This is a genomic window from Streptomyces sp. NPDC094143 (assembly GCF_040303825.1).
Taxonomy (GTDB): Bacteria; Actinomycetota; Actinomycetes; order Streptomycetales; family Streptomycetaceae; genus Streptomyces.
Map to the genome: position 1 here is coordinate 52,246 of NZ_JBEOTZ010000025.1, position 13,841 is coordinate 66,086.

Annotated in this window: 13 protein-coding genes; 5 read left to right on the forward strand and 8 right to left on the reverse strand. The window is 73.3% G+C overall.

The window, feature by feature from the left end:
• Positions 1–163: 163 nt before the first annotated feature.
• Positions 164–1,369, reverse strand: a complete 1,206-nt coding sequence (locus ABTZ58_RS27660) for an MFS transporter (RefSeq protein WP_351362113.1) — start codon at positions 1,367–1,369, stop codon at positions 164–166.
• Positions 1,370–1,457: 88 nt separating this feature from the next.
• Here ABTZ58_RS27660 and ABTZ58_RS27665 point away from each other — a divergent pair, with 88 nt between their 5' ends.
• A complete protein-coding gene (locus ABTZ58_RS27665) occupies positions 1,458–2,219 on the forward strand; it encodes a DeoR/GlpR family DNA-binding transcription regulator (RefSeq protein WP_351362116.1) in 762 nt (253 codons plus the stop codon).
• A 122-nt stretch (positions 2,220–2,341) separates the two neighbouring features.
• On the opposite strand, the gene ABTZ58_RS27670 is transcribed toward ABTZ58_RS27665, so the two are convergent.
• From ABTZ58_RS27670 to ABTZ58_RS27680, 3 genes are read right to left on the reverse strand one after another with little or no spacing between them, the layout of a single operon-like run.
• The gene (locus tag ABTZ58_RS27670) at positions 2,342–3,103 is read right to left on the reverse strand and encodes an alpha/beta fold hydrolase (RefSeq protein ID WP_351362119.1); all 762 of its coding nucleotides are present in this window, start codon (positions 3,101–3,103) and stop codon (positions 2,342–2,344) included.
• Positions 3,104–3,131: 28 nt separating this feature from the next.
• Entirely contained in the window at positions 3,132–3,671 is a 540-nt protein-coding gene (locus ABTZ58_RS27675) for a gluconokinase (RefSeq protein ID WP_351362122.1), read from the reverse strand.
• A 35-nt stretch (positions 3,672–3,706) separates the two neighbouring features.
• A complete protein-coding gene (locus tag ABTZ58_RS27680; protein ID WP_351362125.1) occupies positions 3,707–4,753 on the reverse strand; it encodes a glucose 1-dehydrogenase in 1,047 nt (348 codons plus the stop codon).
• Between the two features lie 735 nt (positions 4,754–5,488).
• On the opposite strand from ABTZ58_RS27680, the gene ABTZ58_RS27685 reads away from it, so the two are divergent.
• Positions 5,489–6,394, forward strand: a complete 906-nt coding sequence (locus ABTZ58_RS27685; protein WP_351362128.1) for an NAD-dependent protein deacetylase — start codon at positions 5,489–5,491, stop codon at positions 6,392–6,394.
• A 32-nt stretch (positions 6,395–6,426) separates the two neighbouring features.
• Here the strand turns inward: ABTZ58_RS27685 and ABTZ58_RS27690 are convergent, their stop codons facing one another.
• Entirely contained in the window at positions 6,427–6,693 is a 267-nt protein-coding gene (locus ABTZ58_RS27690) for a DUF6199 family natural product biosynthesis protein (RefSeq protein ID WP_351362131.1), read from the reverse strand.
• A gap of 133 nt (positions 6,694–6,826) precedes the next feature.
• On the opposite strand from ABTZ58_RS27690, the gene ABTZ58_RS27695 reads away from it, so the two are divergent.
• Together ABTZ58_RS27695 and ABTZ58_RS27700 are read left to right on the forward strand one after the other, a co-directional pair.
• A complete protein-coding gene (locus tag ABTZ58_RS27695; RefSeq protein WP_351362134.1) occupies positions 6,827–8,812 on the forward strand; it encodes a protein-arginine deiminase domain-containing protein in 1,986 nt (661 codons plus the stop codon).
• 174 nt (positions 8,813–8,986) lie between these two features.
• Complete coding sequence (locus ABTZ58_RS27700) at positions 8,987–10,141, forward strand: serine hydrolase domain-containing protein (protein ID WP_351362137.1); 1,155 nt, start codon at positions 8,987–8,989, stop codon at positions 10,139–10,141.
• A gap of 2 nt (positions 10,142–10,143) precedes the next feature.
• On the opposite strand, the gene ABTZ58_RS27705 is transcribed toward ABTZ58_RS27700, so the two are convergent.
• Positions 10,144–11,379 carry a PP2C family protein-serine/threonine phosphatase gene (locus ABTZ58_RS27705; RefSeq protein WP_351362139.1) on the reverse strand — a complete coding sequence of 412 codons (1,236 nt, stop codon included), beginning with the start codon at positions 11,377–11,379 and terminating at the stop codon, positions 10,144–10,146.
• Between the two features lie 186 nt (positions 11,380–11,565).
• A complete protein-coding gene (locus tag ABTZ58_RS27710; protein ID WP_351362142.1) occupies positions 11,566–11,937 on the reverse strand; it encodes an STAS domain-containing protein in 372 nt (123 codons plus the stop codon).
• A 137-nt stretch (positions 11,938–12,074) separates the two neighbouring features.
• On the opposite strand from ABTZ58_RS27710, the gene ABTZ58_RS27715 reads away from it, so the two are divergent.
• On the forward strand, positions 12,075–12,404 hold the full coding sequence (locus tag ABTZ58_RS27715; protein ID WP_351362145.1) for a helix-turn-helix transcriptional regulator: 330 nt from the start codon (positions 12,075–12,077) through the stop codon (positions 12,402–12,404).
• A gap of 17 nt (positions 12,405–12,421) precedes the next feature.
• On the opposite strand, the gene ABTZ58_RS27720 is transcribed toward ABTZ58_RS27715, so the two are convergent.
• On the reverse strand, positions 12,422–13,825 hold the full coding sequence (locus ABTZ58_RS27720) for a 3-hydroxybutyrate oligomer hydrolase family protein (RefSeq protein ID WP_351362148.1): 1,404 nt from the start codon (positions 13,823–13,825) through the stop codon (positions 12,422–12,424).
• Between the last annotated feature and the right edge of the window lie 16 nt (positions 13,826–13,841).

Here is a 13,841-nt window from a genome sequence, read left to right on the forward strand (position 1 = left end):
GTGCCCCGTTTCCGCAGGTCGTGGTCTCGGCCGACGATTCTGCGCCCTGCCCGGGGCCTTGCCGCAAGCCCCCCGGTGCGCTATACCTTGAGACAGGCAAGGAGATCTCTCTCCTTGCCTTCGCTGTTTCCCGCCGCCGGTGCGCACCGCCTGGTCGCCTGGGTCACCCGCCCGATGCCGTCGAGTGCGCCGCACTCTCGTGAGGCTCCTTCGGGGAGCCGGGCCGAAGAATGCCCGCCGCCGCGGCGGCTGTCGCGCAGAACAGGGTGAGCAGCAGGAAGGTGTGGTTCAGGGGCGTGAGGTGGGTCATCCAGCCGATGACGGCGGGCCCTGCGAGCATGCCGATGTAGCCGAGCCCGGCGACCCGGGAGACGTTGGTGCCCGCCGCCGAGGGGTCGGTGTGCCCGGCGGCGCTGAACAGCTGCGGGATGCAGCCGGACAGGCCAAGTCCGAACAGCGCCCAGCCGGTCAGGGCCGCCCAGATCCAGGGCGTCAGGGCCACGATCGTGATGCCGGCGGCGGCCACAGCGGCGCCGTACCGCAGGACGGCGACCGGCCCGAAGCGCGCGGATATCCGGTCGGCCACGAGCCGGCCCGCGGTCATGGTGGCCGCATACGTCCCGTAGGCGAAGGCGGCGGTGCTCTCCGGCGCGCCCAGGACGTCCTCCAGGTGCAGCACGCTCCAGTCGTTGGCGGCCCCTTCGCACAGCATGACGAGCAGGGCCAGGACGGCCAGGAGCCAGATCCGGCCGGGAACGGCGCGCTTGCCCGTCGCGGACTCGCCCCCGGCGTCCGCCGCTGGGGCGGCCTGCACGGCGGGCAGCAGACCGCGGGCCGCCACCAGGGCGACGACGACGCCGACGCCCGCGGCGGTGCCGAGCGTGGTGGCCGGGCTCCACCCGACGTCGGCGGCCGCGGCACCAGCGACGGCGGCCAGGACACCGCCGACGGAGAACGTGGCGTGGAACGCCGACATGACGGGCCGCTCGTACGCCTTCTCGACCTGCACGGCATGTGCGTTCATGCTGACGTCGAGGGTGCCGTTGCCGAAGCCGAAGAGCAGCAGGGCGGCTCCGAGGACCCAGGGCTGACCGGCGAGCCCCGGCAGCACCAGGGTCGCGCCGCACAGCGCGCCGGCCAGGGGGACGACGGTGCGGGTGCCGAGCCGGTCGGACAGCCGCCCGCCGGCCTGCATGCCGACGAACGCCCCGGCCCCCAACAGCACGAGGAATCCGCCCAAGGCGGCGTGACTGATGCCCACGCGCTCCTCGATGGCCGGGATTTGCACCACCCACATGCCCAGCAAGGTGCCGTTGAGTACGAAGTAGACGAATGTGGCAACGCGGGCCGTCCGCAGCGTTCTTTCCATACGGAACACCATAACGAACAATTTACATGTTTGAAACGCGCGACTCCAAACACCTATTCCGTTCGATGGGATGGTGTTGAATCACCGTATGAGCACCGCGGAACGCCACCGACTGATCGCCCAGGCCGTCCAGGGGGCCGGCACGGCCACCGTCGCCGAGCTCGCCGACCTGACCGGCGCCTCGGAGATGACCATCCGTCGCGATCTGGACCATCTGGCCGCGCAAGGCGTCCTCGAACGGTTCCGCGGCGGCGCGCGCACCCTCCTCCTGCGCGGCGACGAGCCTCCCTTCGCGCTGCGCGCCCACGAAGCCGTCGACGCCAAGCGCCGCATCGCGGCGGAGGTGGCCTCGCTCGTCAACGACGGCGAGACCGTCCTGCTCGACAGTGGCACGACCTGTCTGGAGGTCGCCCGTCTGCTGCACGGCCGGCAGGTCACCGTGATGCCGCTGTCTCTGCAGGCGATCGCCATCCTGAGCGACGCCCCCGAGCCGACCCGGCTGCTGGTCCCCGGAGGCCGGCCCCGCACCGGTGAGGGCGCCCTCACCGGCCCCCTCACCCTCGCCTCCCTGGCGGCGCTGCGTTTCGACACCGCCGTCCTGGGCTGCTGCGGACTGAGCGCCGACGACGGCATGACCGCCTACGACCTCGACGAAGCGGCGGTGAAGAAGGCGGGCATCACCTCGGCGCGCCGCATCATCGCCGCCGCCGACGGCAGCAAACTCGGCCGCACCACCCAGGCCTACGTCGGGCCTTCGACCCTGGTGCACGTCCTCGTCACCGACACCACCGCACCCGCCGACGAGACCCGGGCGCTCGAAAGCCGCGGCATCACGCTCAAGCGGGTCTGAACCCGGCGCAGACGGTGGAAACCGATGTGGATGATCTCAACGGATCGCGTCAGCAGGGGAATTCCGGGCGTACGGGGGCGGACGCCCGCTGGCTCCGGCGTCGCCGTGGCATCGGGAACGCGTCACGGCCACCCGTCCCGGGCCTGCGCCAGAATCCCGGCGGTCACGGCGGGGTGGCGGTGGGGAAACGCGTGCGCGCCCGGGGCCGGCAGGGCGCGGCCGTCGGCTGCCCGGCGGGCCAGGTGCCCGGCCCAGTCCGGTGGGCACAGCGCGTCCCTCTCCCCCGCCACGACGGTGACGGGGCAGGCCACCGAGGGCAGGACGTCCTCGGGCGCGTCGGCCTGGGCCGACCGGACGCAGGTCAGCAGTCGCCGCGGGCCGGCCTTCAGGTAGGTGGGCAGCACGGCCGGGACGACGTCCGGGGGCTCGTGGACCACCGTGCGGGCGAGTGCGCCGAGGAGCGGGCGCATCCGGCGCAGGTGGGGCGGAAAGGTCGGGGAGAGCAGGATCAGGGAGCGGACCCGCTCGGGGGCGCGCAGGGCCGCGTGCAGCGCCACCTGGGCGCCGGTGGAGTGCCCGGCGAGCACCACGGGCGCCTGCGGCACGACGGCCAGCCACCGCGCCACCGTGTCCGCCAGCGGCCCGAGCGTCTCGGGGCAGGCCGGCCCGCCGGGATCGCGGAAGCCCGGCACGTCCAGCAGCCGGGCCGGGCCCGACCGGGCGCAGTGTTCCAGCGTGCGCAGCAGGTACCCCGGCGCCCCCAGGCCCGGCACCAGCACGAGCAAAGCGTCCCGCCCGTCCTCTCGCCGCGTTCCCGCACTGCGCACCACGGCCGCGTCGACACGGTCACGGCTGACGTACAGGTGCGGGGGCCTCTGCGGCATGACGGGCGGGTACCCGGACCCACGCCGGTCATGGCCTCCCGTCGGCCTCACCGGGCGCGGTCGGAGGGGCGACGGCGGCGTGGGCCAGGGCGGCGGTCTCCTCGGGCGTGCCGTCGATCGGGACGGCCGCGCCCGCCTCGTCCTCCCCCAGCGGTTCAAGGTCGGCGAGCTGGCTGCGGAGCAGGTCGGGCGGCATGAAGTGGCCGCGCCTGGCGGAGATCCGCGCGGCGATCAGCTCGGCTGAGCCGTCGAGGTGCAGGAAGAACACGCGCGGTGCGGCGGAGGCCAGCCGGTCACGGTAGCGCCGCTTCAGCGCCGAGCAGGTCACCACGCCTCCGCTCTCCGCGTGGCCGGCCAGCCAGCGCGCGATCTCCTCCAGCCAGGGGCGGCGGTCCTCGTCGTCCAGAGGGTGACCGGCCCGCATCTTCGTCACATTGGCCTCGGGGTGGAAATCGTCGCCCTCGGCGTAGGGAACGCCCAGGCTTTGTGCCAGCGAGCGGCCCACCGTGGTCTTCCCCGAGCCGGACACGCCCATGACCACGACCAGTGGAGCGGAGCTGTGAGACATTCAGAACCTTCCCTTCGGGAACTCGTCGCCACCGTCTAGAGCTCGATGACCACCTTGACGTCGTCCGGCTGCGGCGTGAACGCCTCCGTCGCGCGCTCCAGCGGCACCCGCCGGGTGATCATGCGCTCCAGCCAGGACAGGTCGGCCCGGGCCAGGGCGTCGGCGGCCTGCCGGTAGTGACGCAGGTTGGCGTTGACCGAGCCGACCACCGCGTCGTTCTGCAGCACGATCTCCCGGTTGAGGGCGCCCGCGTCCACGGTCACCCTGCGCCCGGCGGGTGACACCCCGGTCAGGCACACCACTCCGTAGGGCGCGGTGCCGGTCAGCGCGGCGAGCACGGGCTCGTTCGCGCCGGTCGCCTCGATGACGACGTCCGGGCGGACGGCGGTGATCACGCGCTCGATGTCCTCGGCGTGGTAGGTGGCGCCCAGGTCCCGTACCAGGCCGGGCTTCGGGCCGTCGGTCATCTGGTCGAGGACGTGCACGTCCAGCCCCCGCTGCGCGCCGAGGAGCGCGGCAAGCAGGCCGATCGGGCCCGCCCCGGTCACCAGCACCCGCTGAGGCTCGAACCACGAGCGGCCACCGACCCGTTCGATCTGTTCCCAGGCCTTGGCCACCACGGTGGTCGGTTCCATGAGCACCCCGGCGCGGTCCAGATGCGGCTCCAGCCGCACCGCGTACTCGGCCTCCACGCACCACGCCTCGGCGCCGTAACCGTCGATCCCCTTGATGCCGCGCTCGGTGTAACGGCCGTTGCGGCACATGTCGAACTCCCCGCGGGCGCACGCCCCGCACGGTTCGGGGTCCGGACGGCGCACCACCCCGGCGACCAGGTCACCGGCCGAGAAGCCGCTTCCCGGTGGCGCCTGCCGCACCCGTCCCAGGGACTCGTGTCCCAGGACCAGCCGGTCACGGCCGGGCGGTGCCGTGCCGTACTCGCCCCGGACGATCTCCTTGTCCGTGCCGCACACGCCCATCGCCAGGCCGTCCACCAGCAGCTCGCCGGCGGCCGGGGCGGGGTCGGGCACTTCCCGCACCGCCGTGGAGTCCTTGGTGCCGGGCCGAACCGTCACCGCACGCATCGCTCACCTCGTCCCTCGCTCGGTCGGCGCTGAACCGGTACGCGCCGCTGTCCGACCGTCTGTCCCGGATCGAGGGTTTCAGCACCGGCCGGCCGGCCCGGATGGACACGGCCGAGCAGACCCGCAGGTGACGGCGCGTTTCAGGCCGCCGGCCGCAGCCGGACGCAGCAGCGGTCCGGGGCCGGTGCGCGTTGGGCTTCGAGTCCGCGTCCGTCACGCCCCGGCGCAGCCTTCCGGCGGACCGCCCACCAGGCCTCCTGGATCCTGTGCGCCGGGTTCCCCGTGGCCCCGGGCCTGTTGGCCCCCCGGTTCGGAGGCCGGCCGGTGGCCGGACGGCTCGCCGGCATCATCGTCAGCCCGCTGAGCGTCCCCGGCCACTACGGCATCGCCCTGCGCGGCTTCGGACCGCTGCTCGGCGCCGTCGCGCCGGCCCGGCTCGCGGCGCGCTATCAGGGCGCGGGACGGCCGAGCCGACGCCGGCCGCGCCGACGCACCGGGGGCGGGCGACCGGACGGCCCACGTCCACCGTGCGCGAGCGACCGCACTGACCGGACGGCCCACGTCCACCGTGCGCGAGCGACCGCACTGACCGGACGGCCCACGTCCGCCGTGCGCGAGCGACCGCACTGACCGCCCACGTCCACCGTGCGCGAGCGACCGGACGGTCCGGGGTCACCCGGTCACGGCGCAGACCGCGCCGCCCCGCCGGGGGCCGCGGTTCCGTACCCTGACGGCATGCGCATGCGCCCCACCCTGAGCTGGACGCCCGGCGAGGACCTGCCGCCGGGCAGCACGGACCTGGAGCCGGTCGCCGACGCGCTGGGCACCGGCGGTGTGCTGGTGCTGAGCGGTGCGGGTCTCTCCACCGAGTCGGGCATTCCCGACTACCGGGGCGAGGGCGGGAGCCTGAGCCGGCACACGCCGATGACCTACCAGGACTTCGTCGCCGGGGCGCAGGCCAGGCGCCGGTACTGGGCGCGCAGCCACCTCGGCTGGCGCACCTTCGGCCGGGCCCGCCCCAACGCCGGGCACCGGGCCGTGGCCGCGTTCGGGCGGCACGGCCTGCTCTCGGGCGTCATCACCCAGAACGTGGACGGCCTGCACCAGGCCGCCGGCAGCGAGGACGTCGTGGAACTCCACGGGGCCCTGGACCGGGTGGTCTGCCTGTCCTGCGGCGCGCGCAGCCCGCGCCGTGAGCTGGCGCGGCGCCTGGAGGAGGCCAATCCGGGGTTCGAGCCCGTGGCCGCCGGCATCAACCCGGACGGCGACGCCGACCTCACGGACGACCAGGTCGCCGGTTTCCGGGTGGTGCCGTGCGCGGCCTGCGGCGGCGTCCTCAAACCGGACGTGGTGTTCTTCGGCGAGGCCGTTCCGCCGCAGCGCGTCGAGCACTGCCGCGAGCTGGTCCGGGCTGCGTCCTCGGTGCTGGTCCTGGGGTCCTCGCTGACGGTGATGTCCGGGCTCCGCTTCGTCCGTCAGGCGGCGCGGGCCGGAAAGCCGGTGCTGATCGTCAACCGGGACCCGACCCGAGGCGACCAGCACGCTCTCACCCGGGTCTCCCTTCCGCTGGGCACGGCCCTGACGAGCGTGGCGGACCGGCTGGGCATCGCCGTCGACCAGCAGGCGGCGACCGGCCCGTGACCGGTGCGGGGTTCAGCACGGCTCGCCCGTGCTCACACCGCCCGCACCAGCATCCAGACGGCCATGGCGAGGAAGAGCACCCCGACCACGCGCTCCATGGCGTACCCCTTGGCCGTGGGTTCGGCGGCCTCCGGGTTCTTCACCCAGCCTCGCTGGAGCCGGCTGTTCAGCCGCCAGAGCAGTTGGGGGCGTATCACCTGGACCAGGCCCATGACGAGGAAGAGACACAGGATCGGGACGAGGGCGGGACTGGAACCGCCGTCCCCGGAAGCGGCCTGCACCATCGACTCGTGAGACATGGACGGCGGATGTCCTGATTTTCCGTCAGGAAACCGAAGTCGCGGAAGGTAGGCAACTCCGGCCCCACAGTGAACGCACAGCCACTCCCCCTCCTCTTTCAGGGCGAAAACCCGCAACTGAGAGGAACGTGCTGTGCGTTCACGTATACGTATACGTCCGCGCCTGTACCCGGCCGGATCGGTGGTGCTGGCCATCGCCGCCGCGGGGTCCGTACTGGCCGGTCCGGCCGGACCCGCGTCCGCCGCCGACGCGGCGGGACGTGCCGACCTACGGGCGGATGTGAACCGCGACGGGCGGGTCGACGTCACCGGTGGCAGCGACAAGAGGGGTGAGGACGGCTGGTCCGTCGAGCGTGGCGCCGTCTTCCTGCCCAACATCGACGACGACGCCAAGCGGTGCCCGGTCACCGGGCCCGGCGGCAGCCCGCTGTCCGACGCGAAGCTGGCCGCGTGCGACGACGGTTCCGACACGCAGGTCAACGGCACCGCGGACGCCGCCGACCTCGCCCGGGTCCGATCCGTGCCCCTGCCGGGCCTTCCGGCGGACGCCAAGGGCACACTGAAGATCACCACGGGAGGGGACCACGCGCATCTCTTCCTCAGGCGTGCCGGGAAGTGGGTGCCGGTGACGGCCCGGACCCGGCTGACCGCAGCCGAGTTGCGTGCCGGGGCGGAGTTCGGTGTCGAGGCCACCGACGTCGTCCGGGACAGAGCCAGGTGGGACGGCCGCGCGGTGGTCCGGCTGACGGTGACGTCCGGCGGGAGAACCACCTCCGACGCCGTGACCCTGCGCGTCGCACCGCTGCTGACCCACCATCACCTGCAGAACACCCAGCAGGTGATGGTCACGGAGGTCCAGGGCCAGGGGCCGTACAGCCGGCTGCAGCAGAAGTTCGTCGCCGAACTCGCGAAGGAGGTCGGGAAGGCCGGGATCACCACGCCGCTGGTCAAGTTCACCAAGTACGCCGACCCCTGGGCCCAGGACTTCGTCGAACCGGCCTATGTCAGCATGACCGGGCCGGGCGGCCGGCGGCACGTGATGCGCGTGATGCTGCGCTCCGCCCAGCCGGACCGCGACGCCGGCCGGGAGCTGTTCGAGAAGGTGCGCGGCCGGGACATCGGGGTCGTGCAGGTCACCGACCGGGCGGAGCCCGACGACTGGTCGCTGAACTCCATGGGGAACCTGGAGACCATCCCGCCCTACACGCACAACGGCCGCTCGTTCCCGGCCGGGCGGATCATCATGGGCGAGCGCAGGGACAGCGGGGCGCGGCCGTCGAAGGTGATGCGGACGCTGCTCGCGTCGCAGGGCATGCAGGACCCGTTGCTGCTGGACACCTCCTGGCTGGGCGTGGGCCACGTCGACGAGTTCGTGCAGTTCCTGCCCGCCGACACCCCGCGCGGCTGGCGCCTCGGCGTCGCGGACCCGCGGGCGGGGCTGCAACTGCTGCGCGACGCCCAGCGCGACGGCCACGGCAGCACGAAGATGTTCTCCGTCCCCGGCCGCAGTGACAGCCCGGCGCCCGAGGAGACCATCGACCAGGCGCTCGCCTCCCGCCACCTGGTGGCCGACAACGAGATGGCGGCGCGGCGCATCGCGGCCAACCTGGAGGTCCTCAAGCGTGAGACGGGGGTCACCGACGAGGAGATCGTCCGCGTGCCCGCCCTGTACACCCGTGACTCGGAGGCCCTGACCGCCGACGGCCGGGAGGTTCCCGTGCCTCGGCTGACGCGCATGGGCGCCGGCTCCGGCCTGGTGGACAGCCTCAAAGACTTCGGCCAGCAGAAGTGGCTCGCCGAGAACCCGGCCGGCCGGCGTGTGGCGGCTCCGGACACGGTGACGACCAGCGCGTACGTTCCGGGCGCGGTCAACGGCGTACTCCTGACCCGCGACCGCTACCTCGCCCCGCGCCAGTGGGGACCGGTCGTCGACGGCGAGGACGTCTTCACCGAGGCCGTGTCCGCCGCCTACCAGCGGACCGGCATGCGGGTGTCGTACATCGACGACTGGTACACGTACCACCTCGGTATGGGTGAGGTGCACTGCGGCACCAACACCCTCCGGGACGCGACGGCCGCCTGGTGGCAGCGTCCGGCGGCGCACCCCGACGGGGCGTAGGCGACGGGCGGTTCAGCCCGGCGGTCCCGGGCCGGATCCGCCGTCGGCGTCGCCGCGGCCGATCCGGCCCGGGTGGTGCCAGGTACACCCCGTCTTCGGTGCCCAACCCCAGTGATCTCGGCGGTAGTTCCTGGAAACGTCTCCGGTGCCGAACCCGACGACGGAGGAACGCCGATGAACCGGAAGATCACCTCGAGGCTGCACAAGGCCCTGTTGGCCACGGCGGCGGCGGTCCTGGTGGGCGCCACCGTGACCGACGCGGCGGTGGCACGCCCGCCGTCCGCGTCGCCCCTGCAGAAGAGCATCGACTCGCTGGTGAGCGAGGAGAAGTTCCCTGCCGTGATGGCCTGGGTGAACAAGGACGGCCGGACGAGGTCGCTGGTGGCCGGGTCCGCCCGGCTGGGCGAGCGCGCGCCGGTGCCCCGTGACGGCTACGTCCGGGCGGGCAGCAACACGAAGACGTTCACCGCGGTCGTGGTCCTGCAGCTGGTGGCCGAGGGCAAAGTCCGCCTGGACGAGTCCGTCGAGACGTACCTGCCCGGTCTGGTGCGCGGCAGGGGCATCGACGGCCGCCGCATCACCGTGCGGCAGCTCCTGCAGCACACCAGCGGCCTCCCCAACTACACCGACCACCTGGGGCTGGAGGACTTCGCGAAGGTCCAGCACAGGTTCTTCCAGCCCCACGACCTGCTCGCCGCCGCCCTGGCCCACCCTGCGGAGTTCGCCCCCGGCACCCGGTGGAAGTACAGCAACACCAACTACCTGCTGGCCGGGCTCCTGATCGAGCGCGTCACCGACCGCCCGGTGCAGGAGCAGATAGCCGAACGCGTCATCAGCAAGGCCGGGTTGCGCCACACCTACTGGCCGCAAGCGGGCGACCAGACCCTCCGCCGGCCCCACGCGCACGGCTACGCCCTGAGCGACCCGCACAGCCGCAGGGTCATCGACGTGACCGAGATCGACCCGTCCTGGGGCGGGGCAGCCGGCCAGTTGATCTCAACGCCCGGCGATCTGGCGAAGTTCGCGCGTGTCCTCATCGAGGGCAGGCTGCTGCCGGCCCGGGAACTGGCCGAGATGCGCAGGACGGTCGACGCCCCGCTGCTCCCGGGCTGGCGGTACGGGCTCGGCGTGTTCAGCGTCCCGCTCAGCTGCGGGGGCGTCTACTGGGGGCACGGCGGCGACATCGACGGGTACGAGACCCGTGGGGGCGCCACGGACGACGGGCGTTCCGTCGGGCTCGCGGTGACCGCCCTGCCGGGGACCTTCGGCGACGCCACGAAGGGGGCCCTGGCGGTGATGAAGTCCGTGGACACCGCGTTCTGCGGCTGAAGTCAGCGGGGCTGCCGGGGCGCGTGGACGGCGAGGACGGCGGCGTCGTCCTCCACGCCGGGGCCGAGGTCGGCGAGAAGGTCGCGGACGGCTGCGACGGTGTGCCGCGCGGTGGTCGGCGCCAGCGCCCGGACGAAGTCGAGAAGGGCGTCGTCACCGTAGCGGTCGCTGCCGTTCGCGGCGGTGTGCGCCTCGGTGAGGCCGTCGGTGTACAGGAGCAGGGTGTCTCCGGGGGCGAGGCGGAAGGCGGTGGTGGCGATGTGGGCGTCGGGGATCACGCCGATGAGCTGGCCGCCGGGGGTGGGCAGATGGTCGGCGGTTCCGTCGGCGCGGAGCAGCAGAGCGGGCGGGTGGCCGCCGCCGGCCAGGGTGATGTGGAAGCCGCTGCGGTCGTCGTCGGGGGTGAGCAGGCCGAAGACGACGGTGCAGAACCGGGGGTCGTCGGCGCTGGAGTACTCGTGGTGGAGGACGGTGTTGAGGGTCCTCAGCACGGCGGCCGGGGAGGGGTCGTAGACGGCCGCGGCGCGCAGGGTGTAGCGGGCCAGGGAGGTGACGGCCGCGGCGGTGGCGCCCTTGCCGCAGACGTCGCCCAGGAAGAGGCCCCAGGCGCCCGCGGCGAGCGGGAAGAGGTCGTAGAAGTCGCCGCCGACCTCGTCCGCCGAGGCGATGTGGTAGTAGGCGGCCACGTCCAGGCCCGGCACGTTCTCCAGGGCCGGTGGCAGCAGCGTCGCCTGCAGGGTGGCGGCGAGCTGCTTGAGCCGTTCGCGTTCGCGCTCGGACTCCTGGCGGGCGCGCAGCAGCTCCTCCTCGTAGGAGCGGCGGTCGCGGGCGTCGAAGACGGTGGTGCGGATCAGCAGGGGCTCACCGTCGCTGCCCCGCTTGACGGTCGAGGTCACCAGCACCGGAAGCCGGCTGCCGTCGGCCGCCCTCAGCTCCAGCGCGATGCCGCTGATCTCGCCCTGCATGCGCAGCAGCGGCGCGAAGTGCGTCTCGTGGTACAGCCTGCCGCCGGCGGTGAGGAGGTCGGCGAAGGTCCGGCGGCCGACCAGGTCCGCGCGCCGGTAGCCGAGCCAGTCCAGCAGGGTGGTGTTGACCTTGGCGATCTTTCCGTCGAGCAGGGTGGAGAGGAACCCGCACGGGGCGTTCTCGTACAGGTCCTCGGCGCTCTCCTCCAGCAGGGCGGAGAACGTCCGGTCGTCGGGCTCGGAGCCCGGGGCGTCGCCGGTCGCGCCCGTCATCGGAGCACTCCGCAGGAGACGGTGACCGCCCGGGAGGACGCCACCGCTCCCGGATCGGGCTCACGGCAGAGCTCCAGCACGTCCTCCACGGTAACCGTAGGGGCCGGGGGACCGCTCCCCGGTCCGCGGCGAACGGTTCCGGCCCGCTCTCCCTGCGGGCCGATCAGTGCTCGGCCCGGGCCGCGCTCAGGAGGCGACGGCGTCCTCGACGGTGGCTCGCAGCTCCAGGAGGCCGTCGACCCCGGTGATCTCGCAGAGCCGCCGCACCTGGGGGGACGGTGCGACCACGCGCAGGGTGCCCGCCTGGTGGGTGAGGATCAGCAGGTTCAGGAACGTCGAGTCCGCGAAGGTCACGCCTGAGGCGTCCAGGATCACCTTCGGATGCTTCCGGGCCGCTTCCCGCAGCGCGTCGGCCAGGGGCGTGATCGAGTCCATGTCGTAGGCCCCGCGCGCGACGACGACGCAGGCCTCTCGGTGTGCGTACCGCTCCACGGCAGTCCCGGACGTGGCGGGCCCGGTGCGCTGCTCGGGAAGGGACGCCCCACTGCGGTTGCTCATGACTGCCGGTGCGGCGGCTTCCTCCCAGGGCACCTCGGGCTCCTCCCTGCGGCTCCCTCACGGGAGCACGACATCTGTTGCCGGAAAAGTATGTCATGTATCTGCGTTCCGGCAACGCCCCCCTTAAAATGCCGGGCATGGTTGGAGTGCCCGAATCACACACCGGATGGACGTTCATCACCAGCCACGCGCGGGTCCTGGCGGCCATCGCCGACAACCCGAACATCCGCATCCGCGAGATCGCCGCCCGCTGCCGGCTCACCGAGCGGGCCGTGTCGCGGATCATCTCCGATCTGAAGCAGGCCGGGTACCTCTCGCACACCCGCGAGGGACGCACCAACACCTACCGAGTCGAGCCCGACAAGGTACTGCGGCACCCGGCCGAAGCCGGCCTCCCGGTGGCGTCCCTGCTCTCCCTGCTGGTCCAGGACGAGAGCGAGCGCACCAGGAAGCCGGTCGCTCCCTGAGGGCGACGGCCCGGCGATCACGTCAGGGAGCAGCTGTTCGCCAGGGTCGCCGGGTCGCTCCCGGGGGGCCGGGGGACCGTGCGGGAGGCGGGTGGGCGGTGCCCTGAGGCGAGCCAGTCCTCCAGCGCGGTGAAGGCCGACCGGTGGCACGGAGTGAGCGGGCGCAGGCGGTCCGGGTGGGTGTCGGCCAGGGCGTCGGTGTGGGTGCCGCCCTCGATGCGGTAGTAGCGGTGCGCAGGCCCGCGGCCCGCCTCGCGCACCATGCGGGCGTAGACGTCGGAGTCGCGGCTGATCGGCAGCAGGACGTCCAGGGTGCCGTGCAGGGTGATGAGCGGCTTGCCGATCCGCCCGGTCAGCCCGATCCTCGCCACGGCTGCTCTCACCTCGTCGGGCCGGGAGGCGTAGTCGTAGTCGGCGTCACAGGCCGGTGTGCCCGGCGCGCAGAAGGGTGTGCCGGCCTCGGCCGGCCCGTCGAAGCCGGGGTCCAGTTCCTCGCGGTAGAGGCGCTGGGTCAGGTCCCAGTACACCTGGTGGTGGTACGGCCACAGGAACTCCGACCCGGCCGGGAAACCGGCGGCGTGCAGGGCCGCGCGCGCCGGGCCGGTCTGCGCTCCCCCGGCGGCGTACCCGGGGTAGTGGCGCAGCGCCAGCGGCAGGAAGTCCAGGAGGGTGGGGCCGTCGGAGCGCCACAGGGTGCCCTCCCAGTCCACTCCCCCGTCGTACAGCTCGGGGTGGTTCTCCAGCTGCCAGCGCACGAGGTAACCGCCGTTGGACACGCCGGTCACCAGCGTGCGGGCCGGCGGGCGGTGGTAGTGCCGGGCGACCGTGGCGCGGGCGGCCCGGGTGAGCTGGGTGAGCCGGTCGTTCCATTCGGCGATGGCGTCGCCCGGCTTCCTTCCGTCCCGGTGGAAGGCGAGGCCGGTGTTGCCCTTGTCGGTGGCCGCGTAGGCATAGCCGCGGGAGAGCACCCAGTCGGCGATGGCCCGGTCGTTGGCGTACTGCTCGCGGTTGCCGGGGGTGCCCGCGACCACCAGGCCGCCGTTCCAGCGGTCGGGCAGGCGGATGACGAACTGGGCGTCGTGCCGCCAGCCGTGGTTGGTGTTGGTGATCGAGGTGTCGGGGAAGTAGCCGTCGATCTGGACGCCGGGCACCCCGCTGGGGACGGCCAGGTCCTTCGGTGTCAGTCCGGCCCAGTCGGCCGGATCGGTGTGCCCCGAGGCGACCGTGCCGGCCGTGGTCAACTCCGCCAGGCAGGACGCCCGTTGGTGCTCGGCTCCCGGTACCCGCACGCCCGGGGGGTGGGCGCAGCGATCCGGTGCCGCCGTGGCGGGCGCGGGGGTGAGGGCGAGGGCGGCCAGCGCCAGGGCTGCCGCCGCCCACCGTCCCCGGGGGCGGGGCAGTGGGCGGATGGAACGATGCATGCGGGTGCCTCCGCGG

Bases quoted from the DNA above. Each gene is read 5' to 3' on its own strand.
- ABTZ58_RS27660 (WP_351362113.1), bottom strand. From the start codon at position 1,369: ATGGAAAGAACGCTGCGGACGGCCCGCGTTGCCACATTCGTCTACTTC.
- ABTZ58_RS27665 (WP_351362116.1), top strand. From the start codon at position 1,458: ATGAGCACCGCGGAACGCCACCGACTGATCGCCCAGGCCGTCCAGGGG.
- ABTZ58_RS27670 (WP_351362119.1), bottom strand. From the start codon at position 3,103: ATGCCGCAGAGGCCCCCGCACCTGTACGTCAGCCGTGACCGTGTCGAC.
- ABTZ58_RS27675 (WP_351362122.1), bottom strand. From the start codon at position 3,671: ATGTCTCACAGCTCCGCTCCACTGGTCGTGGTCATGGGCGTGTCCGGC.
- ABTZ58_RS27680 (WP_351362125.1), bottom strand. From the start codon at position 4,753: ATGCGTGCGGTGACGGTTCGGCCCGGCACCAAGGACTCCACGGCGGTG.
- ABTZ58_RS27685 (WP_351362128.1), top strand. From the start codon at position 5,489: ATGCGCATGCGCCCCACCCTGAGCTGGACGCCCGGCGAGGACCTGCCG.
- ABTZ58_RS27690 (WP_351362131.1), bottom strand. From the start codon at position 6,693: ATGTCTCACGAGTCGATGGTGCAGGCCGCTTCCGGGGACGGCGGTTCC.
- ABTZ58_RS27700 (WP_351362137.1), top strand. From the start codon at position 8,987: ATGAACCGGAAGATCACCTCGAGGCTGCACAAGGCCCTGTTGGCCACG.
- ABTZ58_RS27705 (WP_351362139.1), bottom strand. From the start codon at position 11,379: ATGACGGGCGCGACCGGCGACGCCCCGGGCTCCGAGCCCGACGACCGG.
- ABTZ58_RS27710 (WP_351362142.1), bottom strand. From the start codon at position 11,937: ATGAGCAACCGCAGTGGGGCGTCCCTTCCCGAGCAGCGCACCGGGCCC.
- ABTZ58_RS27715 (WP_351362145.1), top strand. From the start codon at position 12,075: ATGGTTGGAGTGCCCGAATCACACACCGGATGGACGTTCATCACCAGC.
- ABTZ58_RS27720 (WP_351362148.1), bottom strand. From the start codon at position 13,825: ATGCATCGTTCCATCCGCCCACTGCCCCGCCCCCGGGGACGGTGGGCG.